Source organism: Collinsella sp. AM17-1 (assembly GCF_003470665.1).
In the GTDB taxonomy this organism is placed as follows: domain Bacteria; phylum Actinomycetota; class Coriobacteriia; order Coriobacteriales; family Coriobacteriaceae; genus Collinsella.
Genome location: NZ_QRJZ01000002.1, coordinates 127,627 through 151,706, shown reverse-complemented (window position 1 = coordinate 151,706; position 24,080 = coordinate 127,627). Strand labels below are relative to the sequence as shown.

Genomic DNA, 24,080 nt, shown 5'->3' with positions numbered 1-24,080 from the left:
GAATTGCAACATGGGAGACAATATGGCAGATTCCAGCAAAAAGATGCAGATCGTGTTTGCCTCGGCCGAGTGCGCACCGTTTGTAAAGACCGGTGGCCTGGGCGACGTGGCGGGCTCGCTGCCTGCGGCGCTTGTGCGCGCCGGCGCCGAAGTCATCGTGATGGTGCCCAAGTACGCCACCATCAAGGACGAGTACAAGGCCCAGATGGAGCACTTCTCCGACTTTTACGTGAGCCTGGGCTGGCGCAATGAGTACTGCGGGCTCGAGAAGCTCGAGCACGACGGCGTCACCTATATGTTTATCGACAACGAGCGCTACTTTGCGCGCGACTATCCGTACGGCTTCTTTGATGACGGCGAGCGCTTTGCATTCTTCTCCAAGGCCATCACCGAGAGCCTGCAGCACCTGCCCGAGGGCTTTGAGTGTGACATCCTGCACTGCAACGACTGGCAGACGGCACTGGCGCCCGTGTTTTTGCGCGAGTTCTACCAGGGCCTGCCGCTGTACGACCGCGTCAAGACCGTGTTCTCGATCCACAACGTGGCGTTCCAGGGCCAGTTTAGCGACACCGTAATGGAGGACATCCTGGGTGTGGCGCATATTCCCGCTGCCGCCTCGCAGCTGCGTTGCGACGCTTGCAGCATCAACTACATGCTGGGCGCGCTGCGCTATGCCGACGCCATCACCACGGTGAGCCCCACCTATGCCAACGAGATCCAGACGCCCGAGTTTGGCGAGGGCCTGGACGGCGTGCTGCGCGAGCGCTCCTATGCGCTGCAGGGCATTTTGAATGGCATTGACGTGGCGGGCTTTGACCCGGCAACCGACAAGCGCATCGCGGCAAACTACACCGTCGAGGACCGTTCTGGCAAGGCCGTGTGCAAGGCCAAGCTGCAGGAAGAGCTGGGGCTCGAGGTTCGCGACGACCGTCCGCTCATGGTGATGGTCACGCGCCTGACGCGCCAAAAGGGCATGGACCTGGTCATGTATGCGCTCGACCGCATTTTGGCCGGCGGCGTGCAGGTGGCGGTGCTGGGCACCGGCGACCGCGATTACGAGGACGGCCTGCGCTACTTCCAGGACAAGTACCCCGGCACCATGGCCGCACGCATCGAGTTCGATCCCGCGCTGTCGCAGCGTATGTATGCCGCCGCCGACATGTTCCTGATGCCTTCGAAGTTTGAGCCCTGCGGCCTGTCGCAGATCATCGCCATGCGCTACGGCACCCTGCCAATTGTTCGCGAGACCGGCGGCCTGAAGGACACGGTGATCCCGTATAACGAGTTTACCGGCGAGGGCACGGGTTTCTCGTTTAGTAACTTTAACGGCGATGAGATGGGCGACGCCGTATTCCGCGCGGCGCGCCTGTTCTGGGACAACCGCGATGCCTGGAACCAGCTGGTCACGCAGGCCATGAGCCAGGACTTTAGCTGGACGCGCTCGGCCGACAAGTACCTGGACCTGTACTTCTTTATGCATCCGGAGATTGAGAGGCCTGCGGCTGTTGTCGACGAGCCTGAGGCTGTGGCTGAGCCGGTTGCCGCTGAGGAGCCCAAGGCCGAAGAGAAGCCGGTTAAAGCTGAGACCGTTAAGGCCGATCCTGAGGTGAAGGTCGAGGCTACTCCCGAGCCCGAGCCTGAGGCGAAGCCCGCTGCAAAGCCTGTGGCAAAGAAGACCACGACTCGTAAGACGATGGCTAAAAAGGCCACGACCACGAAGGCCGCTGCGAGCAAGGCTGCGACTGCGAGCAAGGCCACCGCTGCCAAGTCAACGACCACGCGCAAGCGTACGACCGCCGCTGCCAAGAAGGCCGCCGAGGCCGAGGCTGCTCCCGAGGTAAAGGCTGAGGCTGCCGCCGAGGCAAAGCCTGCGGCAAAGGCTCCGGCCAAGACCGCTGCCAAGAAGACGACCGCGTCCAAGACCACGATCGCCAAGAAGACCACGGCTACGAAGTCGACGACCAAGAAGGCCGCCACGACCAAGGCAGCCGCAAAGCCGGCCGCCAAAGTCGAGGAGACGCCCGCTGCGCCTAAGGCTGAGGAAGCTGTCGAAGCTAAGCCGGCCGCCAAGACCACCACGCGCAAGCGCGCTACGACGACGGTCAAAAAGGCCACGGCCAAGACCGCTGCTCCAAAGGCAGAGGCTAAGGTCGAGGAAAAGCCCGCAGTAAAGGCCAAGCCGGCACCGAAGGCCGCCGAGGTCAAGACCGCTCCGAAGGCTACGACAAAGACCGAGCCCACCAAGGAGGCCCCGGTCTCCCCCGCCGCTCCCACTGAGGAAAAGGCTCCGACCAAGAAGACCTCCGTCCGCAAGGCAACGGCCACCCGCAAGCGCCGCTAGCCCACAGACGATCTAAAACCTCATCAAACCCTAAGCAAGGGGCGCTCCAACCGGGCGCCCCTTCTCTGTAGATAGTTGGTAAAACGTTTTTCTAGGACAACCGTTCGCCGATGGTAAACGGATGTTGTTTATACACCCTGTGTACAACAGATATACTTATAACCTGTGCGTAAAGCCCATGGCCAGCAGGCCATGATTCTATTGAACTGGACCGTATTATGAGATTGATTCACAACAGCCGCCTGTCGCAGTTTCGCACTCCGTTTGGCGCTGTGACCACTGGAACTACCCTTTCGCTCTCCGTGATTCTGGAGGATGCCGATCCCAATCAGGCAACGCTTACGCTGCGCACTTGGGTCGATGAGATCGGTGAGTCTCTGTATCCCATGACGCACGAGGGCGACGGAATATTTACCGTAGAGCTTGTGTGCACCGAGCCCTGTCTTATCTGGTACAGCTTTATCTGCAATATCGAGGGCCAGCCCGAGGTTCGCCTGGGCGCGCCGCAAGGCCGCACCGGCGGCGAGGGCGTAACCTACGACTACGCCGAGGTGCCGTCCTTCCAGATTACCGTCTATAAGCACCGCGAGAACCGCCCCGTCTGGTACGAGCGCGGCATGGTGTACCAGATCTTCCCCGACCGCTATGCCCGCGACGAAAACTGGCACGAGCGCACGCTGGCCGAGGTTGAAAAACCGCGCAACGGAATCCAGCGCCGCATGATCGAGGACTGGAACGAGCCGCCCGTATACGAGCGCGCCGAGGACGGCTCCATCAAGACCTGGGACTTCTATGGCGGCTCGCTCAAGGGTATCCAAAATGACCTGCCCCGCATCGCGGAGCTGGGCTTCACGGCCATCTACCTCAACCCCATCTTTGAGGCCGCGAGCAACCACCGCTACGACACGGCCGACTACACCAAGATCGACCCGATCCTGGGCACCGAGCAGGACTTTACCGAGCTGTGCCAGGCAGCCGAGAAGCTGGGCATCTCCATCATCCTGGACGGCGTCTTTAACCATACGGGCGATGACTCGATCTATTTCAACCGCTACGGCAACTACCCCGGCGTGGGCGCGTGGCAGAGTGAGGACTCGCCGTGGCGCGATGCGTTTTATTTCCACGAGGACGGCTCGTACGACTGCTGGTGGGGCGTGGGCAACATGCCCGCCATCAATGAGAGCTCCGAGCTGGTACGCGAGCGGCTCCTGGGCAAGGACGGCGTGATCCGTAAATGGCTACGTGCCGGCGCTCATGGCTGGCGCCTGGACGTCGCCGACGAGCTTTCGGACGATTTCCTAGCCGAGATCAAGAAGGCCGTACTTGCCGAAAAGCCTGATGCGCTGTTGCTCGGCGAAGTCTGGGAAGACGCCTCAAACAAAATTAGCTACGGCCATCTGCGCCGCTATCTGCAGGGATCCGAGCTGGACTCTGCTATGGATTACCCCTTCCGCGACATGGTCATCGGCTTTTTGATGGGATATAAGAACGCCTACCAGGCAGCTGAGGATATCGAAACCCTGCGCGAGAACTACCCGAGCGAGGCATTGTCCTGCGCGCTCAATTTGCTTTCGAGCCACGACCGCCCGCGCATCATCTCGGTGCTCGGCGGCGGCCCCGACGAGTCGCAGCTACCCGAGTGCGAGCGCAGCAAGTGGCGTCTGGACGAGAACTCGATGGGCCTGGCCAAGAGCCGTTTTTGGCTTGCAACGCTCATGCAGATGACCTTCCCCGGCGTGCCTTCGATCTACTACGGCGACGAATACGGCCTGGAGGGCCTTACCGATCCGGGCAACCGCCGCACCCTGCCGACCAAGGACCAACTGCACGACTTCGACACGCTGGCTATTGTCAAGAACGCCTCTGCCGTACGCCGCGCACTGCCGTTTATGATCGACGGCGAGATCAAGGCCTTCGCGCTCAACGATGAGGTGCTGGCCTACAACCGCACGGGCAAGGATGGCGAGTCCGCGACGGTTATCATCAACCGCAGCCTGCGCAATTCGCACCGCGTGACGATTCCGGCGCTCGGCGAATGCGCGAGTGACGTCATCAGCGGTCACGAGTGCGAGATCCACAACGGTACGGTCACGCTCGATCTGTATCCGCTGGGCTCGTCGATCATCTATCACCATGCCGAGCAGCGCCTGCAGGAGCCGCTCGATCACGGCGCGGGCGTCGTGTGCCACATCACCTCGGTGCCGACCGATGACGGCAAGCCCGGCACGATCGGCGCACCCACGCGTCGCTTTATCGACCATCTGTCCGCTATGGGCATGCGCTACTGGCAGGTCCTGCCTGTCAACCCGACGGACTTCTTCCGCTCCCCATACGCTGGGCCTTCGGCTTTTGCGGGCAATGTTGACCTGCTGCCCGAGAGCCAAGTGGAACTGGCGGCCGACTTTGAGACTTGGAAGGCCCGTGGCGGCGAGGATGCAGACCCGCTCTACACGGCGTTTAAACATCGCAACGCCGATTGGCTCGAGAAGTACTGCGTCTACATGGCCGTTAAGAAGTACTTTGAGGGCGAGTCGCGCCACGATTGGCCGGCCGATGTCGCGCGCTACAACGAGCATCTGATTGACGACAAGCGTTTCCACGACGAGGCCGAGCTGCAGGCGTACATGCAGTACCGCTTTGACCTGGCCTGGTGCGAGCTCATGAACTATGCGCACAAGAAGGGCATCGAGGTCATCGGCGACATTCCCATGTACGTTTCGGACGATTCGGCCGACGCGTGGAGCGAGCCCGAGAACTTCTGGTTGTCCGATACCGGTAAGGCAATCGAGATCTCCGGTGCACCGCCCGACAACTTTGCGCCCGAGGGCCAGGTGTGGGGCAACCCGACGTTCCGCTGGGATCATATGAAGAAGAACGGCTACCGCTGGTGGATGGACCGTCTGCGTCGCGCGTTCTCGCTCTACGACCGCGTGCGCCTGGACCACTTCCTAGGATTCCACAGCTACTTTAGCATTCCCGCCGGCAAGGCCTGCGCCGACGGCCGCTGGCTGGCGGGTCCGGGCAAGGATCTGTTCCAGACTGCCTATGACGAACTGGGGCCGCTCAACTTTATCGCCGAGGACCTGGGCTACCTGACGCCCGGTGTTCGCGCCATGGCTTCGACCTGCGGTTTCCCCGGCATGGACGTGCTGGAGTTTAGCGATTACGACGTCCGTAACGGCGTGCATCCCACGCCGGGTAAGATTCTATACACCTCGACGCACGACACGTCGACGCTCGCCGGTTGGTGCACGCGCTCCTTTGCGGGCGGCGACGAGCCGAGCGGTGTTGAGGTGGCGGCCAAGCTGATGGGCGACGCGCTCGCAAGCGACGCTCCCCTGGTGATGATGCCGCTGCAGGATGTCCTGCGGCTTGGCGACGACGCGCGCATGAACGTACCGGGCGTGGCCACGGGTAACTGGACCTGGCAGGCCGATGAGGCCGCCGTTGCGGCCGCCGAGGGCAAAACTGCACAGCTCCTGCGCAACACCCATAGATTCTGGGGCGAAGCGTGATAAAACCCCCGATATAGGGTACAGTTACAGCTGTTTGAATTTATGCGGGCAGAGCGATCTGCCCGCTTTGTGCTGAAAAGGAAGTATTATGGCGCGCTACGATTACAAGTGCTCGAGCTGCGGCAACGTGTTTGAGGTTGAGCATCCCATGTCCGAGACCCCCGAGGTCGTGTGCCCGAGCTGCGGCGCTCCGGCGGCCAAGACGTTCTCGGCCAGCGGCATCAAGTTTGAGGGCAGCGGCTTCTACAACACCGACCAGCGCAGCGGTGGTTCCAGCACCAGCGCCACCAGCGGCTGCTGCGCCAACTGCCCACACAACCACTAGCGACAACCGGTACCCAGATTTCCCCATGAGTTGCGGTGAAATAGTTCCTGAATCAGCCCATCGGGGGTGCGGACAGAAAGTTGGACCGCGGGGCGGTCCGGACTGGAGGTTCGCATGTACAGCAGGGAGAAGGTCGAGCTCTTCCTCCTGGCGACGGAGGACGGCATGGGGCCCACTGCCGCCGCGGAGTTCGCGGGGGTCTCGGTGGGCGCGGCCAAGAAGTGGGCGACGGGGCACCTCCCGCGCAGCTACACCGGCGGGGGCTGTAGAATCGTGGCGAGGGAACCGCCACGGAAGGAGGCCAGCTTGGGCCCCGACAAGTCGATCTACGCCCCGCCGGCGACCGGCCCGCTCGCCGGGCTCAACGAGGACCAGATAGAGAACCTGCTGCTCAGGGCGGTGTTGGCCGACCTAAAAGCGGAAGGGTGGGACCCGGCTTCGATCTCGAACAGGAGCAAGTGCGAGCTCGGCGAGAGATTGAGGCGGGCGACCGCCCTGCCCCTCCGCTCGATCACAGGTTTCTTGAGGATATCGAAGAGCTCCTATGAGTACTGGAGGCCCCGCGTCGCCGCGCCGCGCGACCGCGACGCCGACATACGCGACCGCGTGGTGCGCATCTTCCGCGAGGGCTCGGGGTGCTGGGGGTACCGCACCGTCTGGGCGCGCCTGCGCCGCGAGGGCGTCCGCGCCAGCGAGAAGCGCGTGGCCCGCGTGATGCGCGAGGAGGGCCTCGAGGTCGTCTACAACAAGAGGCGCGCCCGGGGCTACAGCTCCTACGCCGGCGAGGTCTCCAAGGCGCCGGAGAACCTCGTGAACAGGAATTTCCACGCCGACGAGCCCAACCGGCTGTGGCTCACCGACATCACCGAGTTCAGGCTCCCGGGCGGCGAGAAGGTCTACCTGAGCCCGGTCATCGACTGCTTCGACGGGATGCCCGTCGCCTGGTCGATCGGGCTGCACCCCGACAAGCGCCTCGCGAACTCGAGCCTGCTCAAGGCCTGCGCGGCGAGGCCGGCGGGCGCGCGCACGACGATCCACTCGGACCGGGGCGGCCACTACCGCTGGCCGGAGTGGATCGGGATCTGCGAGGAGAACGGCCTGGTCAGGAGCATGTCCGCGAAGGGCTGCAGCCCGGACAACTCGGCCTGCGAGGGCTTCTTCGGGCGCCTCAAGAACGAGTTCTTCCGCTACAGGGACTGGGAGGGCGTGACGGCCGAGGAGTTCATGGGGAGGCTCGAGGCCTACCTCGTGTACTATCGGGACGGGCGCATCAAGAAGTCCCTCGAGTGGCTGAGCCCGATGGAGTACCGCAGGAAGCTTGGATACGCCTAGGCGCGGTCCAAGAAATCGTCCGCACCCCCATCCAACGGCCAAACAGGAACTATTTCACCGCAACTTTTCTATATATTGGATTTCGGGCTGATGCTAAGTTTGTAACATATCAAAACTCTACCGGATTACGGGGCTGAATTGACAACCTCTATCCATTCCAGTAATTTGCAAATTTCAACAAGCCATCTACCTGCGGTTTTATTTAGGTCATTTTTGCTGTGGTCGGGCATCACCAATCTAGCCCCGTAATCCGCCCTACTTTTGATAACAGCAAGTATGAAACGGGGCTATTTTTACCACTCTTTACCTCTTTTACGATCTCCGCACGTATGACCTTCTGAGTTGCGGTGAAATAAGGACTGTTTGGCGGGCAGAAACCGATATTCAATCCCTATTTCACTGCAACTTAGTAGTTACTGGCGGACCAGGCGGGCGCAGAAGTGGCCGTCGTAGGAGTCCGCATTAACGGGCACACTTTGGAAGAGGCCGCGGTCGTTTTGGCGAACGGAGACGAGCTTCTTGGCTTGGGCGAACTCGGGCAGCTGCAAAATCTGGGCTTCGGAGAGCGGCGCCACGGTAAAGCCGGCGCCCTCGGGAGAAGCCAGGAAGGCGTCCACGACCTGCGTGTTCTCTTCATCAAAAACCGAGCAGGTGGCATAGATAAGCTCGCCGCCAGCAGCCACGCGCGCGGCTGCTTCCTTGAGCATCGTCAGCTGCAGGCGGGGCAGCTCAGTCGTAACGTCATTCTCGGTCAGGCGCCAAGGAATCTCGGGGTGGCGGCGCATAGTGCCGGTGCCAGAGCACGGCGCGTCGATAAAGACCGTGTCGAACAGGGCAGGCTCGCCAAGCATCGCGTCAAAGGACGTGAGCACCTCATTGAGCTCGCAGGCATCGCCCGACACCGTACGAACACCTGAGATACCCGCCTTATGCAGGCGCGCGAGATTCTGATCGCACTTACGATCATGCAGGTCGAGTGCGGTATGCTGACGCTCGTACCCGGCACGCTTGGCCTGACACATCATCACATAGGTCTTAGTGCCGCGACCGGCGCCGATCTCCAGGCAACGGCCGGGACGTGTCGCGGCAGTAGCGATAAGCTGTGCGTTGAGGTCCGAGGCAACCGCGGCCGCACGCTCAAACACGCCCGATGCAACCGTGACCTGCGCATCGACCGGAGCATGGCAGCCCGGGAAGACAGGCGCAACGAGCTGCGAGATATACGGGTCGTCCTTGGTCGCAAACGCATTCTCGTGCAGCGCAAGCGGCGCAGGCGCCAGATTGCCGGCAAAGTTGAGCACGCCCTCGGGCGTATCGAACGACGCCATAATGCGGGCGCACAGCCAGCGAGGGATACCCATCAAACGAGACAGGCGAACCAAACGGCGCTCGGACTCATCCACGTCGGATGCCGTGGCAAAGTCCTCAACGTTGTCCGCGACCTTGTGCAGCACCGCGTTAGCCAGGCCAGCGGCAGACTTAGCACCGCTGCGTACCAGCTCAACACCCTGGCTCACGGCAACGCGGCCCGGCGTATGCAGATAGAGCATCTCGAAGGCCGAGATACGAAGCGCCATGCGAACGCGCGGCGCGACCTTTTTGGGCTTATCCAAAAACTGATCGAGCAACTCATCCAAAATGCCCTGCGTGGCGGCAACGCCGAGCGCCAAACGAGCGGCAAAAGCAGAATCGCGCTGGTCAATAGCCTTGGCCAAAGCACGGGAAGACAACACGTCGCGTGCGTACATACCGCGGCGATCGGCCTCCATCAACACATCGAGTGCAAGCTTGCGCGCGGGAGACAACTTGCTCATGACAGTACACCCCACCTAAGTTCGACACCCTGCAGGCCGGCAGCCCAGGCAGATGCGGCCATGGCACGCTTGCCATCGGGCTTAACCTCGAGCAGTTCAACAGCGCCATCGGAAAGGCCCAGGTAAACACGCTTGCTCTTGGCGGCAACAGCGCCCTCGCCAAGCGACACATCGGCCGGCGCAGCATCGAGCACGCGAACCGTCTTGCCGGCAATCACGCAACGAGCAGGCGCGGTATCGGACGAAGCGAGCACATGACGCACACAGTCGAGCGCCGCCATCTGCGGATCAAGACGCATCTCCTGCTTGGAAATCTTTGCAGCATGCGTGACGCGCGACTCGTCCTGCTCAGTCCAAACAGCCGAGCCATCGGCAAGCGAGGGAAGCGCATCGGCAAGCAACTTACCGCCAAGCTCAGCAAGCTCCATGGTCAGCGCCTCAGCATGCTTACCGGCAACCGACGTCGAGGCCTGCGCGCAATAAGCACCAGTATCAACGCCATGCCCAATGCGCATAATAGAAACGCCAGCAACCTCATCACCAGCAAGAATGGCACGCTGAATGGGAGCAGCCCCACGCCAACGAGGCAGCAAGGACGCATGAACATTCACAATACCAAGCGGCGCCATATGCAGCACCTCATCAGGCAAAATGCAACCATAGGCAGCCACACAGAAAATATCAGCCTGCGCAGCCTGAAGCGCCTCAACAACCTCCGGCGTCATGCGATTTGCCTCAACAACCGGCAGGCCAAGCTCAAGCGCCTTGGCCTTAACAGGAGAAGGCTCAAGCTTCTTACCACGCCCACGAACAGCATCGGGACGAGTAATTACAAGCGAAATCTCGTTCCCAGCCTCAACAAGCGAAGTCAGCGAAGGCACAGCAAAATCAGGCGTACCCATAAACACAATACGCATAAAAGTAAGTCTCCTCTCAACAACGAGCCGAGACGGCTACAAAAGAAGCGTTCCAGGTCGCAAGCGCACCCAGCCGCCAGAACAGTCCAACAAAAACAAATATACCCAAAACCAAAGAAAGAGCCGCAATAAAAGCAGCTCTCTCTCAACAAAGCAATTATCAGCGAAGACGCCCCTCCCTGGCCCGACGGTACCCGGGCGAGACAAGCAGCGTCAACGTAGTCCCCGGGGCGCCCGCCTATATCGTCCCGCGCGCAGTTTCGCAGCGCAGCGAGAATGTTTGAGCACGGGATGATATAGGCGGGCGCCCCGGGGACGGACAAACCTACTCCGTCTCGCCCGGTCGAGCGCCGCGGGCCAGGGCGTCCTGGTACTCCTTGACTGCCTTGATCCTCTGCATGGGCTTAAGGCGCTCAAACATGGTATTGCCGTGCAGGTGATCAATCTCGTGCTGCAGGCACACGCAGAACAGATCGCCCGAGGCCTCGTAGCGAATCAGGTTGGCATCCAGGTCGTACGCCTCGACGACGACATGGTCGGGACGCTCGATCTCGCAGCTAATACCGGGAATGGACAGGCAGCCCTCGCTAAACGGCACCAGATGGTCGCTCTGCTCAACAATGACAGGGTTGATGAGCACGTAGGGATCGTAGTCATTCTTGTCGCTGTAGTCGCAGTCGATGGTGACGAGCTGAATAAGCTCACCGATCTGCGGGGCAGCCAGACCGCAACCGCCGTTGTCGAACATCATCTTCTTCATCTTCTCGGCAAGCGCCTCGATCGCCGGAGTGATCTCCTCGATGACGGCGCACTCCTGGCGCAGACGAGGGTCGGGCGACAGTACGATTCCGTTGGCTTCCATGGCCATCCTTTCGGGTTGTTACATCAAATCATAGGCGTCGACGTCAACGCTCACGCTCACGCCGCGCACGGAGCCAACCTCTTTGAGGCAGGCGTCGATATCATCAGAGACATGGTACCCTACCGGCGACTTTACAAGCAGATGGAAGCGGTAACGGTCCTTGGCTCTCTCGATTACACACGAAGCCGGACCAAGCACCTGGGGCACGGCGCTCCCCGCCCGCAAAAAGTCGGGCGCGGCGGCATGCCAGCGACGCTTGAGGAGCTTCGCGATGCGGCCGATGTAGTCCCGCGCGTCATCCGCATTCGTCGACCACACCAAGATGTTGGCCAAGCGCACGAACGGCGGATACAGGGCGTCGCGGCGCTGGTCCAGGTCGTAGTCGGTAAAAATCGAGCGGTCGTGCTCGGCGACGGCGCGAATGACCGGGTCCTCAGGCAGGTAGGTCTGGATGATAACCTCGCCGGGACGATCACCGCGGCCGGCGCGGCCCGCAACCTGCTCTAGCAGGTCGTAGGCGCGCTCCCCTGCGCGGAAGTCCGGCAGCTTGAGGGCGAAGTCGGCATTGACCACGCCCACGAGCGTGACCTCGGGAAAGTCGAGGCCCTTTGCGATCATTTGAGTGCCCAGCAACACCGCGCAATCGGCCGCATCGAACTGCTCGAGCAGCTTTTTGTGCGCGTCCTTGCCGCGCGTGGAATCGGCATCCATGCGAATGATGGCGACGTCGTCGGGCAGCATCTGGTGCAGCGCATCCTCGATCTGCTGCGTACCCAGGCCCATTTTAGCCAGGTAGCGGCTGCCGCACTTGGGACAGCGACTCGTGGGCGCCGGATAGGGTTGCACGCGCCAGGACGAACCGCAAGTGTGGCACTGCAGCGTATGGGTGCGCTCGTGATACGTGAGCGCGGTGGAACAGTGATTGCAGGTGGGGACGCAGCCGCACTCACGGCACATAAGGAACGGCGCAAAGCCGCGACGGTTGTGCAGCAGCACGGCCTTCTCGCGGCGCTCGACTACGCGCTCCAGGCCTTCCATCAGCGGTTTTGAGAACATGGAGCGGCTGCCGTGCGAAAACTCGCGGCGCAGGTCGGCAATGCGGACCGTGGGCAGCACGGCATTTCCCGGGCGCTCAGGCATCTCGACACGAGTCCAGGTGGCACCGTTGTACGTGCCGCGGCGGCAGCGGTCGAGGGCCTCCGCAGAAGGCGTGGCCGAGCCCAACACGAGCGGGCAGCGATACCGACACGCCATCTCGGCAGCCACCTCGCGCGCATGGTAGCGCGGGCTGGAGCCCTGCTTGTAGCTGGTCTCGTGCTCCTCGTCGATGATGATAAGACCCAAGTCGCTGAGCGGGCAAAAGAGCGCCGAGCGGGCGCCCACGACCACACGCGCGGCACCGCTGGCGACCATATCCCACTGGTCCAGGCGCTCGCCAGCAGAAAGTCGCGAATGGAACACGGCAACCGTCTCGCCAAAGCGCGAACGGAAGCGGCCGACAGTCTGGGCCGTCAGCGAAATCTCGGGCACGAGCACGCAGGCCGAACGGCCGGCCGCCAGCACGCGCTCGATAGCGGAGAGGTAGACCTCGGTTTTGCCAGATCCGGTGACGCCATCGACAAGGACTACGTCGCCGTGGGCGTCAAGGCGGGCACGCTCAATCTGCGCGAGGGCCTGCTGCTGGCCGTTGGTAAGCGAGACCGGCGCTTTGCCGCTCGCGGAGGACAGCGTGGTCTGCTCGCTACAGCCACGCCACGCCCGGCGCTCCTCCACCACCACGACGCCGCGTTTTTCGAGCGCCTTGATGGTCGCCGACATGCTGTTGTAGAGCAGGTTGAGGTCGCGCGTCGTGACCGGGCCGCATTGGAGCGCCTCAATGAGCTGACGCTGGCGGACCGCGGTCTTGGGCGGCGTGTAGTCGAAACCCTCGGGCGTGAGCATGACCCAACGGTTTTGGATGGGTTTGACGGCGGGGCGCTCAACGGTCCACACGCCGTCATCGACCTTGACCACGCGCGGGCTTCCGCCCGGGGGCAAGAACAGGCGCAGGCACTCGGAAAGCGTCGCGACGTACTCGCGGCTCATCCAACGTGCGATACGGGCGGACTCGGCGGTAAAGAGCGGCTTGCTGAGGATAGCCTCGATAGGCTTGATGCGCGCGGGATCGAGAGCGTCGTTACCTTGCAGGTTGGCAAGCTCGGGCGCAATGTCGACGATGTAGCCTGCGGCCGCACGGTTGCCAAAATGAACCAGGACCGTCGATCCGACCTGGGCCTCGTCGGCAAGGGAGTCGGGAATGCCGTAGACAAACGGCTCGGACAGCGCACGGGTCGGGATGTCGAGGACCACGCTCGCGTAGGCGACGACGGGCTCGGATACCGGCTCGGGCTGCGCCGGGGCGGCGACGGGGGCCGCGGACTTCGGAGCTTCCTCCGGTTCCGGCGAACCAAACAGTGACAGTTGCTCGGCCATGGTCTCTGTACCTCCCATCCCATACGTCTTTAGAAACAAGAGCCCCGCTCGGGTGAACGGGGCTCGGATACATACGTTTGCGCAGCGATTACAGCGCCATCGTGCGGGCGCGGTCGATGCGCGCCAGGCAGTCGTCGCGGCCGACGAGCGCCATGGTCTCGCCCAGCGGAGGGCTCACCATGTTGCCGCAGACGGCAACGCGCACGGCCTGGAACACCACGCGCTTCTTAAGGTCCATCTGCTCGGGCAGCGGTTCAAGCGCGGCGTCGATGGCCTCGGCAGTCCACTCGTCCACGCCCTCGAGAGCAGCCTTGGCGGCGTCCAGAATGGCACCCATGCCCTCCTTGGCCAGGCCCTTGTTGACGGACTTCTCGTCATACTCGAGCGTCTCGGCCGTGGCAAAGATGGGGGCGGCAACGGTCACGGCGTCGGCCGGCATCTTGGTGCGCGGCTTGACGATGGCGGCAAGCGCGTCAATCCAGTCCTCGCCGTACTCGACGTTACCCTCGATGAGACCCGCCTCGTGCAGCTCGGGAACCATGATCTCGTCGGCAAACTGAGCATCGGACATGCCGTTGATGTACTCGGCATTGACCCAGTCGAGCTTCTTGGGGTCGAAGGTCGCCGGGTTCTTGGAAATGCGGTCGAGCGAGAACTTGCTGGCCAGGACATCGCGCGGGATGATCGTAGTCTCGCCGTCGAGCGACCAGCCGAGCAACGCCAGGTAGTTGACGAACGCGTCGGGCAGGTAACCGGCATCGCGGTACTCCTCCACCGAGGTGGCGCCGTGGCGCTTGGAGAGCTTCTTGCCATCGGCGCCCAGAATCATGGAGATGTGGGCGAACGTGGGCACGGGCGCACCGAGAGCCTCATACACCATGACCTGGCGCGGGGTGTTGGAAAGGTGGTCGTCGCCGCGGATGACGTGGGTGATCTTCATCATGGCGTCGTCGACGACGGTCGCGAAGTTGTACGTGGGCGTGCCGTCGGAGCGGAAGATGACAAAGTCGTCGAGCTCCTTGGCGTCGAAGGTCACCTCGCCGTGGACGGCGTCGTGGATGACGACGTCGCCGCGGTCCTCGGGCACCTTAATACGCAGGACGTAGGACTCGCCGGCCTCGATGCGGCGGCGGGCCTCCTCGGGATCAAGATCGCGGCAACGGCGCTGATAGCCCTGGAAGGGGTCCTTGCGCTCCTGCGCGGCCTTGCGGTCGGCGTCGAGCTGCTCCTTGGTGCAGAAGCAGGGATAGGCCTTGCCCTCGTCCCAAAGCTTCTGGGCGGCCTGCTTATACAGGTCCAGGCGCTCGGTCTGGGCGTAGGGGCCAAAGTCGCCGCCCACCTCGGGGCCCTCGTCCCAGTCAAGGCCCAGCCAACGCATGGCGCGCAGGATGATCTGTGTGTTCTCGTCGGTGGAGCGGGTGGGGTCGGTGTCGTCGATGCGCAGGATGAACGTGCCGCCGTTTGCGCGGGCGAAAGCCCAGTTATAGATAGCGGTGCGGGCGCCGCCGATGTGCAGCTTGCCCGTCGGTGAGGGTGCAAAGCGGACGCGAACGTCTGATGCCATGGAAATCTCCTCGATTGCAGGATGGATGTCTAACCGTATCAGTATAAAGCAACAATGCCCACCTCCGCACAAAGGGCACCGACCCACTCATTGGGGACAGACTTAAATGACCAGTCGCTGGAGACATTCTTAGTTTGAGGCTACTCATTTAAGTCTGTCCCCAATGAGTAGGTGCGGAAAGGGTGTGAATGTTTGATTTACGCGCTATGATGTGCCCTTGCATAGAGAGCCCGGCGGAATGGTAACGGTCGCTGGGACACGTTTTTGAAAGGACAATCATGTCAGAAGAACTTCGTTCCATCCCACCCCAACACGGGTCCTTTGTTTTTACGTCGGAGTCGGTGACCGAAGGTCATCCCGATAAGATCGCTGACCAGATCAGCGACGCCGTCCTCGACGCAATCCTCGCCAAAGAAATAGAGCTCCAGGAGCAGGGCTACATCGCCCCCAACGGCGTGCCTGCCAACGTGGAGAACGTCCGCTGCGCCTGCGAGACCCTCGTGACCACCGGCACCGTCATCGTCGCCGGCGAGATTCGCACCCAGGCCTACGTCGACATACAGGAAATCGCCCGCGGCGTCATCCGCCGCATTGGCTACAACCGTGCCAAGTTCGGTTTTGACTGCGACACGTGCGGCGTTATGAGCCTCATCCACGAGCAGTCGCCCGATATCGCCCAGGGCGTCGACGAATCCTTCGAGACCCAGACCGGCGCCACCACCGACCCGATTGACCTGATCGGCGCTGGCGACCAGGGTATGATGTTCGGTTATGCCTCCAACGAGACCAAGACCCTCATGCCCATGCCGCACTACCTGGCAAGCCGCCTGGCCGAGCGCCTGGCCGCCGTGCGCCACGACGGCACCCTCGCCTATCTGCGTCCCGACGGCAAGACACAGGTCACCGTGCGCTACGAGGAAGGCAAGCCCGTCGAGGTCACAACCATCGTCATCTCCACGCAGCACGCCGCCGAGATCGAAGACATGGGCAAGATCAAGGCCGACCTCATCGAGCACGTCATCACCCCGGTCATGGCCGCCGAGAACATGCCGTGGGACAACGCGGACATCTACGTGAACCCCACCGGTCGCTTTGTCGTGGGCGGCCCCATGGGAGACACGGGCCTCACCGGCCGCAAGATCATCGTCGACACCTACGGCGGCTACGGCCGTCACGGCGGCGGCGCCTTTAGCGGCAAGGACTGCACCAAGGTTGACCGCTCTGCCGCGTATGCCGCGCGCTGGGTCGCTAAGAACGTGGTCGCCGCCGGTCTGGCCGACCGCTGCGAAGTCGAGCTTGCCTACGCCATCGGCGTTTCCAAGCCCCTCTCAATCATGGTCGACACCTTCGGTACTGCGCATGTTGCCGAGGAAAAGATCGTCGAGGCCGTCGAGAAGACCTTCGACCTGCGCCCGGGCGCGATCATCCGCGACCTAGACCTGCGTCGCCCCATCTACGAAAAGACGGCAGCCTACGGTCACTTCGGCCGCGAAGACGCCGACTTCACCTGGGAGAATACCGACCGAGTCGAAGAACTCAAAGCAGCCTGTGGCCTGTAGGCTTACGAGAAAAGCCACAGCCAAATAGAAACACGCCAAAAAGAGGTACCGGAACAACCGGTACCTCTTTTTTATTAACCGGTGGTGAAGATGAGCCGACCTGGGACGCAGAATAGGTTCCCAGCTGAAGAATTTTGCAGCAAGCGTGCCCCTACCATGTATCCTAAGTTCCGAGGGCTTTGGTATTTGGTCGATCGCGAGTTCCGCACGAGCCGGAGGCCACTTAATGTGGCCTCCGTGCGAGCCAGGACTGTAGAGCAGGCGACCAAATACCAAAGCCCTCGGAACGACGGGATAGAACAGGAGCGCATATGGCAGGCAAGCCGCAAACACTAGCTACGACCTCGGCATTCGAGATCTTGGGCCCCGTCATGGTCGGCCCCAGTTCATCGCACACCGCCGGCGCCCTGCGCTGCGCCCAAGTTGCCGCCAGCCTGCTGGAAGGCCGCATCACTAAGGTCACCTTTGGCCTGTGGAACTCCTTTGCCCACACCTACCGCGGCCACGGCACCGATCGTGCGCTCGTCGCGGGCATTCTGGGCCTCGACACCGATGACGAAAACATCAAGCAGGCCTTTGACCTCGCACGCGAGCAGGGCCTCGAATATCACTTTGACATCAAGGGCGACGACGCCTCCATCCACCCCAACACCGTCGACATCGACATGGTCGACGCCACGGGCGCCACGGCACAGGTCCGCGGCGAAAGCCTCGGCGGCGGCAAGATGCGCATCAGCCGTATCAACGGCGTCGGCGTCGACATCTCAGGCATGTATTCCACGCTCTTCGTGGCGCATCAGGATGTTCCCGGCGTGCTCGCAGCGCTCACCAACCTGCTCGCCTACGCCCATGTGAACATCGCCTTCTGCCGCACCTACCGCACCGAAGTGGGCGGCCAGGCCTACTCCGTCTTTGAGACCGACGGCGCGCCCGACGACACCGTTATCCCCATGCTACGCAAGCTCGACAATGTCGATTACGCGACCTTTATCGAGCTCCCCGGTTCTGCCTCCTCGCTCTCCCCCGGCGTCTCGGCCAAGGAAATCTTCGACGACGGCGAGCAGCTGCTCGGTGCGTGCGAGGAACTGGGGCTCAGCATCGGCGCCGTCATGGCTGTACGCGAGGCGCGTCTGACCGGCGAGGCCCACGCCGTCGCCGCCATGCGCCGCGTACTCGAGGTTATGCGCGAAGAGACCACAGCCCCCATCGTCAATCCGCAGCGCTCGCTTGGCGGCCTCATCGGCGGCGAGGCAAAACTTGTCGATGCCACCGGCAGCAACGACCTGAGCTCCAACTTAATGGGCGCCGTCCAGACCGACGCCGTGGCTCGCGCCATGGCCGTGCTAGAGCGCTCAGCCACGATGGGTGTGATCGTCGCTGCCCCCACGGCAGGCTCCGCGGGTGTCGTGCCCGGCTGCGTGCTGGCGCTCGCCGATCACCTTCAGCTCGACGACGAGCAGGTCATGGACGCGCTCTACTGCGCAGCCGCCATCGGCCTCAACCTCACCACGAGCGCCTGCGTCGCCGGTGCCGAGGGCGGCTGCCAGGCTGAGGTAGGAAGTGCGGCCGCCATGGCAGCCGCCGCGCTGGTGCAGATGCTCGGCGGCACGCCCGGGCAGGCGCTCGACGCCAGTTCCATCGCGCTGAGTAACTTGCTGGGCCTCGTTTGTGACCCCGTCGGTGGCCTCGTGGAGGTGCCCTGCCAAAACCGCAACGCCATCGGCGTGGCAGCCGCCTTTAGCTCGGCGCAGCTTGCACTTGCCGGTATCAAGAGCCTGGTGCCGTTTGACCAGATGGCGCACGTCATGCTCTCCGTGGGCCACGCGTTGCCGGCCACGCTGCGCGAGACGGCAAAGGGTGGCATCGCGCAGGCTCCGGCCGCACTTTCGGCCTGTGCAAAATGCGGTGTGTGCGGATAGCGACAAAGAAAGACTCGAAGGTGGGACAAATGTCCCACCTCTTTTGAATGCCACCGTTTCCATACCACAAACAACTAGGTAATCGCTATAATGCAAGCCCAGTAAAAACACGATGAGCCGCAAGGCGAAATTCGAAGGATATGCACACGATGTCGCAAAACGATCGAACTCAACTGATTCCCGATCCGCAGCAGCCGAGCAGGCACACCGGCGGCGTTCAGTCGCCGCGTCCTATCGCGCCGAGCCACGGTCAGCAGCGTGGTGCGGCAAACGCTTCGCAACGCCCGAACCAGCAGCGCCAGCAACGTCAGCAGCGCCAGGCAAACGGCAATGCGCCCAAGCAGCCCCCCACGCACGCTCGAGGCGATCGCGGCCCCGCACGCAAACCCGCCGAGAACAATAAGTCGGGCAAAAAGACGACGCTCTTTGTCGTTCTGGGTCTTATCGTCATTGTCTATATCGTAGGCGTCGTAGCGTTTTCGCAGGTAGCCTACCCCAACACCACTATCGCCGGCGTCGATGTCTCGTTCTCCAACGCTTCGTCTGCCGCCACCAAGGTCAACTCGGCTTGGAAGCACTATAAGCTCACCGTGACAGGCGATGACTTTAGCTGGACCTATCAGCCCGAGTCCGATGAGCCCATTGTCGACGGCGAAGCTGCCGCAAAAGAGATTATCAGCCGCAACGAAGCCATTGTATGGCCGGTTCGCCTTGTAGAATCCTTAAGCGGCAAGACCAAAACAACCGCTAGCTCCAACGAAGTCGATCTTGATCAAGACGTCGACCTGTCCATGCTCTCCGACACCTTTGACCAAAAGCAGTTTGAGAAGGATCTGGGCGCCGCCATCGACGAGTTTAACGAGGGGCGTTCGGGCGCGTTCGAGGCCAATAGCTCCTATGACGAGCAGGCCGGCAAGTTTACCGTCGAGAAGGCGCGCTCCAACGAAAAACTCAACCGCGAGCATGTCATTAAGTATGCCGAGCTCGAGCTTGCCTCGCTGGCCGAGACCGTAGATCTTTCCAAGCTCGGCAACGATGCCTATGAGCCGCTCAATGGAACGCTGACCGATGATCAGATTCAGTCTGCATGCGATGCCGCCAACAACTTCTTGGGCGTCAACGTGACCCTCAAGCTCAACGGCGAGGATGCCGGCAAGGTTGATGGCAGCTCCGTGTTGCAGTGGATCAGCTTTGCCGATCCGGCCAACCCCACGCTCGATACGTCGCAGATCAGCAGCTGGGCAGCCGAGCTCGCCAACGGCTTTAATACCGTGGGCTCCACTCGCTGGTGGACGCGCGCCGATGGCAAGCAGTGCGCCGTCGAAGGCGGCGACTTTGGTTGGTCCATCGACAGCAGCTCGCTCGCCAAGCAGGTCGAGGACGCCATCAACAACAAGCAGACCGGCGAAATCGAGATCAAGTACTCCCAGAAGGCCGACACATTTACCGCCAAGGGCGAGCCCGACTGGAAGGCCTATATCGACGTCGACCTGTCCGAGCAGCATGCGCGCTACTACGACGAGAGCGGCAACATCGTGTGGGAGGCCAACTTTATTTCTGGCAAACCGGGCGAAGACGCCACCCCCGAGGGCGTATGGCAGATCAACAGCAACGATGGCGCCAGCAAACTCATCGGTGCCAAGGACCCCGAGACCGGCAAGCCCAAATACGAGAGCCCGGTAAGCTACTGGATGCCGTTCGAGGGCAATATGGTCGGATTCCACGACGCCACCTGGCAAAACGACAAGAGCTTCGATAATGCCGAGTCGTACAAGTGGTGCGGCAGCCACGGTTGCATCAACCTGCGCCTGGCCGACGCCAAGGCACTTCACGACTGCATCAAAGTCGGCCTGTGCGTGGTTGTCCACTCGTAGTGCAACGCGCGCATTCCTACAACGTGGAACCGCTGCGACCAATCTAACAGTTCCGAAAGAAAACGTCCTATGCGCCCGCCCCAACCGGTGGGCGCATATAATTATCGAGGTTCTTTCTATAAAGGAGACGCTATGCCGAATGTCCCCAGGATCACCCCGGGCCCAAATGATACCGAGCGCACGCCCGAAGGTGCCACCGAAACGCTTCCTCTGATCACAGACGTACATGCCGACGAGGAGAGCGGACGCACGAACGATACGGCCGAGATTTCCGATGAAGAGGCGTATGCCAAGCTCAAGGCAAAGCGTGCCGAACGTCGACGCAAAAAGCTGATTCGACGCGGTATTACCGCCGGCGTCGTTGTTGCCATCGCGCTCATTGTCATCATCGCAACGCTGGTCATCAACGCGCAACCCGCAGGCACCAACGGACCGGTGACCGACATGGTCACCGAAGGCACGTTTACCACCACAGTCGAAGCCAAGGGGCAGCTTAAGCCCATCTCGGCATCGGTCGTCTCCCCTTCTGTCGACGGTACGGTTGAAAAGATCAACGTGCAGGCCGGACAGAGCGTCAACGAGGGCGACGTGCTCATGACCATTAAGAACGACGCGCTCGATAGCGCTGTTTCCGAGGCGCAGCGCGCGGTCGCGGCCGCCCAGGAAGACCTGAACAATGCAAAGGTGGCACTCGCGGCCGCACAGGCCGCACCGACAACGGACAGTGACGGATCGACCGGCCCATCGGACGCAAACGCCAACGCAAATGCCGTCTCGACCGCCCAGCGCAACCTCGCCTCGGCCCAGGCAACGCTGGAGCAGGCAACTGCAAAGGCGGCCGAGCGCACCGTAAAGGCCCCCAGTTCGGGCAACATCGTCGAGCTCAACGCCAAAGTCGGTGCCACGGTGACCGGAGGCACGATCATGGGCGAAGGCGACACGAGCGGCGGCAAGCAGTGCATGCAAATCGCCGACCTGTCCAAGATGAAGGTGACGGTTCAGGTGGGCGAAAAGGATATCGCCAAAATTGCCGTGGGCCAAAGCGCCAACGTGACCTATCCCGCGTTTCCCGATATCGTGAGTCAGGGCACCGTCACGGCTATCGCCTCGGTGGCAAACTCTGACTCCGGCTCCGGTAGCGGCGGCAGCGTGACCTTTAACGTCGACATCCTCATCGAAGCACCCGACAGTCGCCTTAAGCCGGGTATGACTGCCGAGGTCTCGGTAGTGACCGAGAAGCTCGACGACGTGGTTATGGTGCCGACGATGGCGCTCATGACCGAAGACGGCGAACACTATTACGTCAACGTGGCAACCGATGACGAGGGCAAGCAAACCCATCGCGTGAAGGTGACCGTCGTGACGCAAAACGACAACGAGGCTGTAGTCGGTAAGACGCAGGTCAAGCGCGACGACCAGGGCAACGAAATCAACCCCAACGTGCCGGTTACCAAGCTGCGCGATGGCGACACCCTCGTCATGGACACCGGAGCGGAAGTAACGGCTGACGGCGGCAACAGCGCGGATTCGGGCAGCATGTCTGCCGACGAGGGCAAGTAATGCGTCCCGTCATCGACATCCGCAACGTGCACCGCATCTTTGAGAGCGAGGCCGGTTGCGCCCACATCCTGCATAACGTGAGCCTGGCAGTAGATCCCGGTGAGTTCGTTGCCATCACCGGCCCCTCGGGATCGGGCAAGTCGACGCTCATGAACATCCTGGGCTGCCTGGATAAGCCGACGGCGGGCGACTACTACCTGCAAGGGCTCAACGTGGCCGAGCTCGATGATGACGAGCTCACCGAAGTTCGCGCCCTGAGCATTGGCTTTGTCTTTCAGAGCTTCAACCTGCTGCCGCGCCTGTCGGTTATCGAAAACGTCATGCTGCCGCTGGCCTACACCAATGTGCCCCGTAGCCAGCGCGAAATGCGCGCCGTGCACGCGCTACAGGCCGTCACGCTGCCGGTCGACCACTGGGACCACCGCATATCAGAGCTCTCGGGCGGACAGATGCAGCGCGTCGCAATCGCGCGCGCCCTCGTCAATGACCCGCCCATCATTCTGGCCGACGAGCCGACGGGAAACCTGGACTCCGCTACCGGAGCGCTTGTGATGGAGACCTTCCATAAGCTCCAGAAGCGCGGCAAAACCATCGTTCTTATCACACACGACCCCGGCATCGCCGCCGAGGCCGACCGCGCCGTGACCATCCGCGACGGTCGCATTCACGACGGCGCGTATATTCCACATGCACCGCGGACCCTGCGCAGCGCCGTAGATAGCCTGCCCATGATTTCCGCCTCCGCCAACCCGCCGAAAGGAGTGGTGGCATGAGCGCCCGCGATCTCATCCAGGAAGCCCTTCACTCGCTCGAGGCCAACAAGGGGCGCAGCCTGCTCACCATCCTGGGCATTGTCATCGGCATCGCCTCGGTTATCGCCATGACTTCGCTCATCGGCGGCATCCAAAACAGCCTGGTCAACAGTCTGGGCCTCAATGCGGCGCGCATGGTGCAAATCTATTCGTCGCAAGAACTCACCGAGTCGGACATCGAGAAGCTTCAAAAACTGGTGCCGCAGATAGAGCAGATCGGCATTGTCGACAGCGCGTATACCGAGTACAAGACCGGCGATAAAAGCTATACCGTCATGGCACAGGGTGTCGATAGCGACATGCTCGACGCCGTGGGTGCCAGTAAGCTCGTTGCGGGGCGCACCTACACCGATGTCGAGTCAAAGGCAGGCTCGCGCGTGGCGCTCATCAGCCGCGGCGGTGCCGATCAGCTTTACGGCAACGAACAGGATGCGCTGGGGAAAACCATCAAGGTGTCCAACGGCGAGGTGCAGATTGTAGGCGTGATTGATGGCGGCAGCGACTCCATGGGCTCGCTCACGCTGTATATGCCACGCGAAACCATCGCCGGGCTGTTTGGCGACGAGAATCCTTCATTCCCCAGCGTGACGGCACTTGCCGCCGAGGGCACGGACATGGATGAGCTTTGTAAGACCATCGAGTCCAAGGTGCGCGCGATGAAGGGCATCGAGGAGGAGGATGAGTACGACAGTGTATCGGCGACATCCATGAAAAGCGCCATCGATGCACTCAACTCCTTTATGAGCGCGTTCTCGCTCATCATGGGTGCTGTCGCCAGCATCTCGCTGCTTGTCGGCGGTATCGGCATTATGAATATGATGCTTACCAACGTAACGGAGCGCATTCGCGAGATCGGAATCCGCCGCGCTCTGGGCGCAAGTCGTCGCGATATCACCGCGCAGTTTTTGGCCGAATCCTCGGCGCTGTGCGTCACCGGCGGACTGTTGGGTGTCCTGATTGGCTATCTGCTGGCCTGGGGCCTCGCGATGTTTGCCTCCGGATCCGGGATTCTTGGCGAGCTCGGTGCCAGTGGGCAAATCACACCGAGTTTCTCAATCGCCACGGTGCTGCTGGCCTTCGCCGTCTCCGTCGGCATCGGCGTAATCTTTGGCTTCTACCCCGCTCGCCGCGCGGCAAAGCTCAACCCGGTGGAGTGCCTTCGCTACCAGTAAGCCACCACCAAAAAGTTGCGGTGAATTAGGAACCGAATATGC

General features: G+C 61.9%; 15 protein-coding genes. 10 read left to right on the top strand and 5 right to left on the bottom strand.

What is annotated here, in order from left to right:
* Positions 1–22: 22 nt before the first annotated feature.
* The 4 genes from glgA to DW195_RS01970 all read left to right on the top strand — a co-directional run bounded on the left by glgA (position 23) and on the right by DW195_RS01970 (position 7,513).
* Entirely contained in the window at positions 23–2,341 is a 2,319-nt protein-coding gene (glgA, locus tag DW195_RS01985) for a glycogen synthase GlgA (RefSeq protein WP_199576286.1), read from the top strand.
* A gap of 218 nt (positions 2,342–2,559) precedes the next feature.
* Positions 2,560–5,856, top strand: a complete 3,297-nt coding sequence (locus tag DW195_RS01980; RefSeq protein WP_118205659.1) for a 4-alpha-glucanotransferase — start codon at positions 2,560–2,562, stop codon at positions 5,854–5,856.
* An 88-nt stretch (positions 5,857–5,944) separates the two neighbouring features.
* A complete protein-coding gene (locus tag DW195_RS01975) occupies positions 5,945–6,181 on the top strand; it encodes an FmdB family zinc ribbon protein (protein WP_117803239.1) in 237 nt (78 codons plus the stop codon).
* 114 nt (positions 6,182–6,295) lie between these two features.
* Positions 6,296–7,513 (top strand): IS3 family transposase, encoded by a 1,218-nt coding sequence (locus DW195_RS01970; protein WP_118205658.1) that lies wholly within the window; start codon positions 6,296–6,298, stop codon positions 7,511–7,513.
* 413 nt (positions 7,514–7,926) lie between these two features.
* Here the strand turns inward: DW195_RS01970 and DW195_RS01965 are convergent, their stop codons facing one another.
* The 5 genes from DW195_RS01965 to gltX form a co-directional block, all read right to left on the bottom strand.
* On the bottom strand, positions 7,927–9,327 hold the full coding sequence (locus tag DW195_RS01965; RefSeq protein ID WP_118205657.1) for an RsmB/NOP family class I SAM-dependent RNA methyltransferase: 1,401 nt from the start codon (positions 9,325–9,327) through the stop codon (positions 7,927–7,929).
* A complete protein-coding gene (gene fmt / locus DW195_RS01960) occupies positions 9,324–10,244 on the bottom strand; it encodes a methionyl-tRNA formyltransferase (protein ID WP_118205656.1) in 921 nt (306 codons plus the stop codon). Before fmt ends, DW195_RS01965 begins: the two co-directional genes overlap by 4 nt.
* Before the next feature lie 325 nt (positions 10,245–10,569).
* Positions 10,570–11,106: a peptide deformylase gene (gene def, locus DW195_RS01955; RefSeq protein WP_117635192.1), complete on the bottom strand. Its 537-nt coding sequence runs from the start codon at positions 11,104–11,106 to the stop codon at positions 10,570–10,572.
* An 18-nt stretch (positions 11,107–11,124) separates the two neighbouring features.
* Complete coding sequence (priA, locus tag DW195_RS01950) at positions 11,125–13,596, bottom strand: primosomal protein N' (RefSeq protein WP_118205655.1); 2,472 nt, start codon at positions 13,594–13,596, stop codon at positions 11,125–11,127.
* 70 nt (positions 13,597–13,666) lie between these two features.
* Positions 13,667–15,142, bottom strand: coding sequence for a glutamate--tRNA ligase (gene gltX / locus DW195_RS01945; RefSeq protein WP_118205654.1), 1,476 nt, complete (start codon positions 15,140–15,142; stop codon positions 13,667–13,669).
* Positions 15,143–15,420: 278 nt separating this feature from the next.
* Between gltX and metK the strand changes: the two genes are divergently transcribed.
* From metK to DW195_RS01915, 6 genes are all read left to right on the top strand, one after another.
* Complete coding sequence (metK, locus tag DW195_RS01940; RefSeq protein ID WP_118205653.1) at positions 15,421–16,701, top strand: methionine adenosyltransferase; 1,281 nt, start codon at positions 15,421–15,423, stop codon at positions 16,699–16,701.
* Positions 16,702–17,012: 311 nt separating this feature from the next.
* Entirely contained in the window at positions 17,013–18,620 is a 1,608-nt protein-coding gene (gene sdaAA / locus DW195_RS01935; RefSeq protein WP_118205652.1) for an L-serine ammonia-lyase, iron-sulfur-dependent, subunit alpha, read from the top strand.
* Between the two features lie 149 nt (positions 18,621–18,769).
* Complete coding sequence (locus DW195_RS01930; RefSeq protein WP_158567878.1) at positions 18,770–20,494, top strand: L,D-transpeptidase; 1,725 nt, start codon at positions 18,770–18,772, stop codon at positions 20,492–20,494.
* A 132-nt stretch (positions 20,495–20,626) separates the two neighbouring features.
* Positions 20,627–22,054 (top strand): efflux RND transporter periplasmic adaptor subunit, encoded by a 1,428-nt coding sequence (locus DW195_RS01925; protein ID WP_158567877.1) that lies wholly within the window; start codon positions 20,627–20,629, stop codon positions 22,052–22,054.
* Positions 22,054–22,827, top strand: a complete 774-nt coding sequence (locus DW195_RS01920) for an ABC transporter ATP-binding protein (RefSeq protein ID WP_118205649.1) — start codon at positions 22,054–22,056, stop codon at positions 22,825–22,827. Before DW195_RS01925 ends, DW195_RS01920 begins: the two co-directional genes overlap by 1 nt.
* The gene (locus DW195_RS01915; protein ID WP_118205648.1) at positions 22,824–24,038 is read left to right on the top strand and encodes an ABC transporter permease; all 1,215 of its coding nucleotides are present in this window, start codon (positions 22,824–22,826) and stop codon (positions 24,036–24,038) included. The genes DW195_RS01920 and DW195_RS01915 overlap by 4 nt, the downstream gene beginning before the upstream one ends.
* The last annotated feature ends 42 nt before the right edge of the window (positions 24,039–24,080 follow it).

Bases quoted from the DNA above. Each gene is read 5' to 3' on its own strand.
- DW195_RS01980 (WP_118205659.1), top strand. From the start codon at position 2,560: ATGAGATTGATTCACAACAGCCGCCTGTCGCAGTTTCGCACTCCGTTT.
- DW195_RS01970 (WP_118205658.1), top strand. From the start codon at position 6,296: ATGTACAGCAGGGAGAAGGTCGAGCTCTTCCTCCTGGCGACGGAGGAC.
- sdaAA (WP_118205652.1), top strand. From the start codon at position 17,013: ATGGCAGGCAAGCCGCAAACACTAGCTACGACCTCGGCATTCGAGATC.
- DW195_RS01920 (WP_118205649.1), top strand. From the start codon at position 22,054: ATGCGTCCCGTCATCGACATCCGCAACGTGCACCGCATCTTTGAGAGC.
- gltX (WP_118205654.1), bottom strand. From the start codon at position 15,142: ATGGCATCAGACGTTCGCGTCCGCTTTGCACCCTCACCGACGGGCAAG.
- DW195_RS01965 (WP_118205657.1), bottom strand. From the start codon at position 9,327: ATGAGCAAGTTGTCTCCCGCGCGCAAGCTTGCACTCGATGTGTTGATG.
- def (WP_117635192.1), bottom strand. From the start codon at position 11,106: ATGGAAGCCAACGGAATCGTACTGTCGCCCGACCCTCGTCTGCGCCAG.
- DW195_RS01925 (WP_158567877.1), top strand. From the start codon at position 20,627: ATGCCGAATGTCCCCAGGATCACCCCGGGCCCAAATGATACCGAGCGC.
- priA (WP_118205655.1), bottom strand. From the start codon at position 13,596: ATGGGAGGTACAGAGACCATGGCCGAGCAACTGTCACTGTTTGGTTCG.
- DW195_RS01930 (WP_158567878.1), top strand. From the start codon at position 18,770: ATGTCGCAAAACGATCGAACTCAACTGATTCCCGATCCGCAGCAGCCG.
- metK (WP_118205653.1), top strand. From the start codon at position 15,421: ATGTCAGAAGAACTTCGTTCCATCCCACCCCAACACGGGTCCTTTGTT.
- DW195_RS01915 (WP_118205648.1), top strand. From the start codon at position 22,824: ATGAGCGCCCGCGATCTCATCCAGGAAGCCCTTCACTCGCTCGAGGCC.
- glgA (WP_199576286.1), top strand. From the start codon at position 23: ATGGCAGATTCCAGCAAAAAGATGCAGATCGTGTTTGCCTCGGCCGAG.
- DW195_RS01975 (WP_117803239.1), top strand. From the start codon at position 5,945: ATGGCGCGCTACGATTACAAGTGCTCGAGCTGCGGCAACGTGTTTGAG.
- fmt (WP_118205656.1), bottom strand. From the start codon at position 10,244: ATGCGTATTGTGTTTATGGGTACGCCTGATTTTGCTGTGCCTTCGCTG.